The following is a 4,401-nucleotide window of genomic DNA, read 5'->3' as shown; positions in this document are numbered from 1 at the left end:
CCCTCGCGCTCCCGCCCATTCCCGGCAAAGGTGGAGTCATGACCACGAGCACACTGCCGGACGGCAGGATCCGGATCACCCTCGAACAGCCCGGGCAGATGATCGTCGCGCTGCCGCATCTCCTCGGCTTCCGCCCCGAAAACTCTTTGGTGGTAGCGGCTATCGGCAGCGAGAGCGGCCAAAGCCTCAGCCCGTTGATACGCCTCGACCTGCCCCCGCCCGAACACGAGGAGGCGGTGGTGGCGTATCTCGAGGAGACGTTCGCGCGGCACCCCGGCGACGGGGTCGCGGTTGTCGCCGTCGGCGCGCATCCGCAGCACCCGCCCTGCGAGCTACCGCACGGCAGGCTCATCGAGCGCCTCGGCATCGCGTTCGAGAAAACGGGCATCCCCATGCCACATCCCGTCTGGACACCGGAAATACGGGGCGGCGCGCGGTGGCGCTGCTACACCGACGAATGCGAAGGCGTGCTGCCGGACGAAAAAGCCACGGAATTCGCTGCCCTATGCGTGAGTCAGGGGCGCGTCACGTATGACAGTCTCGAAGAAATGGCCCGCACACTAGCCCCCGATGACAAGGCTGCGGTCGCGCGGCGGGCCAAGCTCCTACGGAAGAGGCGCGAGCCGATGCCGCTCGGCGCGTGTTTCGACGAGGTCCGGCGCGCGCTTTTGCAGGCACGCAAAGGAGAACTGGGTCTGAGTGACGACCAGGTGGTGCGCCTGGCCGATGCACTGGGTCATTCGCGGGTGCGGGATACGTGCTTGTCCACGGCCACTGAATCGGTCGCGGGCCTCCCGACGGATGCCGAAAAGCTGTGGCTGGAACTGGTGCGCCGCATGCCCCCACCGGAAAGGGCCGAGTGCGCCGCTCTGCTCGGGTACGCGGCCTACGTGCGAGGCGAAGGCGCATTGGCCCGGATGGCATTGGATAACGCCCTCGAAGCCGATCCCGGGCACGTCCTTTCGGGCCTTCTGCTCCGCTGTCTCAAAGCCGGTATTCCACCGGAGAGGGTGAAAGCAGTCGGCGATCCCGGACAGCTCGGCCGACTATCGACGCGATTCGCCGGGTGCTGAGAGCGGATTGCTTGCCCACCAATACTTTTCCACGACGAAGGGGGTGGAATTCAGTCACCTGCCCAACGAGCCGGGAAGCCCAGCATTGGCCCCGCACAAAGAAGACGGCGGGGCGGTCGGGCTTGTGGCCCGGTGCCCCACCGATGTCGCGTCGCTCCGCAGGAGTCAGCGGCGTTCCTGGGTGAACCGCCACGCGTCACTGACGATGCCGTGGAGGTCGGCCCGCTCGGGCTTCCAGCCGAGTTCCGTTCGAGCGCGGTCGCTGGCGGCCACGAGGGTGGCCGGGTCACCAGCTCGGCGCGGGGCTTGCGCGGCCGGAATCGGGTGCCCGGTCACCTGACGACACGTGTCGATCACCTGTCGCACCGAGAAACCGGTGCCGTTGCCGAGGTTGTAGATCCGGTGCTCGCCTTCGGTGGCGTGGTCCAATGCCAGCAGATGCGCGTCGGCGAGATCCACCACGTGGATGTAGTCGCGCACGGCCGTGCCGTCGTCGGTGGGGTAGTCGTCGCCGAAGATCTTCACCTCTTCGCGGTCACCGGTGGCCACCTGCAGGACCAGAGGGATCAGGTGGGTCTCGGTGGTGTGCCGCTCGCCGTAGCGGCCGTACGCTCCGGCCACGTTGAAGTACCGCAGGCTCACCGCGGCGAGCCCGTGCGCACGGGCGTAGCTGGTGATGGCGTGGTCGATCGCGAGCTTCGAGGCGCCGTAGGTGTTGGTCGGCCGGGTCGGCGCGGTCTCCGGGATCGGGGACCCTTCCGGCTCGCCATAGGTGGCGGCGGTGGAGGAGAACACGAGGCGCGGCGTGCCGTGCTCGTGCATGGCGTCGAGGAGCCGGATGGCGGTGAAAACGTTGCCGCGCCAGTACTTCCCGGGATCCTGCATGGATTCGCCGACGAGCGACTTGGCGGCGAAGTGCAGCACCCCGTCGAAGCCCTCGCCGAGCAGGTCCGCGCTCGCGTCGGCCGCGTCGCCCTCGACGAACCGCGCGCCCTCGGGTACGGCGTCGGCGTGCCCGGTGGACAGGTCGTCCACCACGACGACCTCGTGGCCGGCTTCCAGCAGCCGCGCCACGCAGACGCTGCCGACATACCCGGCACCGCCGGTGACGATCAGTTTGAGGGCTTTGCGGTCGCTAGCGGTGGCCATAGGTAGTCAGGGGCCTTTCTGCTTCAGGACGAAAGGAGGTGATGGCGCCAGTGTGGACCATCAAGCTGTGAGCGGCGCACAGACTCGCGCCGCCGCTGCGCTTCAGGCGTCGCGGCCCGCGCCTGCGGACGGCACGGCGACGAACGTGCGCGGGGGCCGCCAGCCCTCGCGTTCGTAAGCCGCGGTGACGGCTGCTTCGACCTTGGGCACGTCGTCGGCTGCCACGAGGGCGATGGCGGATCCGCCGAAGCCGCCGCCGGTCATGCGGGCGCCGAGCGCTCCCGCGGAGCGGGCCGAGTCGACAGCGGTGTCGAGTTCGGGGGTCGAGATGCGGTAGTCGTCGCGCATGCTCACGTGGGAGGCGTCCAGGAAAGGACCGATTTCGGGAAGCCGCCCGGCGTGCAGCAGTTCGACGACGTCCAGCACGCGCTGGTTCTCCGTCACGACGTGCCGCACCAACGGCACGAGCTCGTCCGGGAGCCGGCGGAGTGTGGCGTCCAGGGCGTCGAACGGTACGTCGCGCAGTGCCTTGATGCCCAGCAGGTCGGCCGCGCGTTCCGTGCCGCGACGGCGTTCGCCGTAGCCGCCGTCGGCGTGGGAGTGCTTGGTGCGGGAGTCGATCACGAGGATCCGCAGGCCGAAGGCGGCGGTGTCGAACGGGACCTGCTCGGACTCGCCGGAGCGCACGTCCAGGAAGAGCACATTGGCCTTGGTGCAACAGAGGGAGGCAGTCTGGTCGAGCAAACCGGTGGGAGCGCCGACGAAGTCGTTCTCCACGCGCTGAACCCAGCGGGCGATTTCCTGCCGCGTCGGTGACTCGGGCTGGTCCAGCTCGTGCCCGGCCAGGCCGAGCAGCGCCAGCGACACCGCGCACTCGAGCGCGTGGGAGGAGGACAGTCCGGCGCCGGTGGGCACGTCGCCGGCCAGCACCACGTCGGCACCTCCGGTGATGCCCTGGTCGCGCAGGACCCACGCCACTCCGGCGGGGTAAGCGGCCCAGCCGTCGATGCTGCGCGGCTTGAGGTCGGTGATGCGCAACGGGTCGGCTTGCTGGATGCGCCCGTCGGAGCCGAGCGTGGCGACGCTCAGCATCCCGTCGTCCCGCGGCGAGGCGGCCGCCGCCAGCCTGTGCGGCAGGGCGAACGGGAGCACGAACCCGTCGTTGTAGTCGGTGTGCTCACCGATCAGATTGACCCGCCCTGGCGCGGACCACACCCCGGCGGGTGACCTGTCGTGCACGGAACGGAAAGCTTCCGCGGCGGCCTCGTGTGCCTTGTACGGGGCGGAACCCTCCGCGCCTGCCAGGCTCTGCCTCTCGTCCAACACTCAACCCAATCAGTACACGCCCGCCATCGGACGCCTTTTCACTCGTGGCCGCGCTTCAGCGCGCCCACACTCCGGACGCCCGTAGGTGCGAGCGCGTTGCCTGGAACCCGGGCGTGTCGAGCAGGCACACCCCGCCTCGCCGCCCGACGACTCGCCGCGTGCTGAGCTGATGCTTGCCGCGCTGGCGCTTGCCGGGCTGCTGCTTGCTGCGCTGGCGTTGGCTGTCCGTCGCGGCGCTGCTTGCCGAGTGGACTCGGGTCGCATCGGTGCCTGTGGGGGCCAAACCTGCGGGCGCCAAACCCTGCGGGGCCGCGCATGTCGCGCCAACGCTGGCTGCACTCGCCTCCGCGGAGGCCGCGCTTGCCGAGCGAAGGCCAGTAGCCTCGGCGTGCCCCGAGCCACTGCCGACCGCAGAGCCGTTGCCGACCAAGGTGAAACCACCGCCCGCGCGGCCCGCGTCGACCGAGCCCGCGCCGATCGAGCCAGCGCCAGCCGCCGAGCCAGTGTCGATCCCGACAGGAGCGCCGCTCTGCAAACCGCTGCCGTTCGCCCGGCCGCCGCCCACCAAACCGCCGTTCGCCACTCCATTGGCCGTCCAGCCACTGCCCGCCAATGCACCGCCTGCCAAGACGCTGCCCGCCAAATCGCCGCCTGCCCGGCCGCTGCCCGCCAATGCACCGCCTGCCCGGCCGCTGTCCGCCAAATCGCCGCCTGCCCGGCCGCTGTCCGCCAATGCACCGCCTGCCCGGCCGCTGTCCGCCAAATCGCCGCCTGCCCGGCCGCTGCCCGCCAATGCACCGCCTGCCCGGCCGCTGTCCGCCAAATCGCCGCCTGCCCGGCCGCTGCCCGCCAA

General features: G+C 70.2%; 3 protein-coding genes and 1 pseudogene. 1 reads left to right on the top strand and 3 read right to left on the bottom strand.

Annotation, left to right across the window (positions count from 1 at the left end; genetic code table 11):
• Positions 1 to 38: 38 nt before the first annotated feature.
• Complete coding sequence (locus FPZ12_RS45305; protein WP_144762480.1) at positions 39 to 1,073, top strand: DUF4192 domain-containing protein; 1,035 nt, start codon at positions 39 to 41, stop codon at positions 1,071 to 1,073.
• 165 nt (positions 1,074 to 1,238) lie between these two features.
• Here the strand turns inward: FPZ12_RS45305 and galE are convergent, their stop codons facing one another.
• From galE to FPZ12_RS46190, 3 genes and pseudogenes are all read right to left on the bottom strand, one after another.
• Entirely contained in the window at positions 1,239 to 2,222 is a 984-nt protein-coding gene (gene galE / locus FPZ12_RS45300; protein ID WP_144762477.1) for a UDP-glucose 4-epimerase GalE, read from the bottom strand.
• A 102-nt stretch (positions 2,223 to 2,324) separates the two neighbouring features.
• A complete protein-coding gene (galK, locus tag FPZ12_RS45295) occupies positions 2,325 to 3,527 on the bottom strand; it encodes a galactokinase (protein ID WP_144762483.1) in 1,203 nt (400 codons plus the stop codon).
• A 76-nt stretch (positions 3,528 to 3,603) separates the two neighbouring features.
• A pseudogene (locus FPZ12_RS46190) lies at positions 3,604 to 4,401 on the bottom strand (hypothetical protein); the annotation flags it as partial.

It is taken from the genome of Amycolatopsis acidicola (assembly GCF_007713735.2).
Taxonomy (GTDB): Bacteria; Actinomycetota; Actinomycetes; order Mycobacteriales; family Pseudonocardiaceae; genus Amycolatopsis_E; species Amycolatopsis_E acidicola.
Note: the sequence above shows the minus strand (reverse complement) of the source record. Positions and strands in the feature narration are given on the sequence as shown.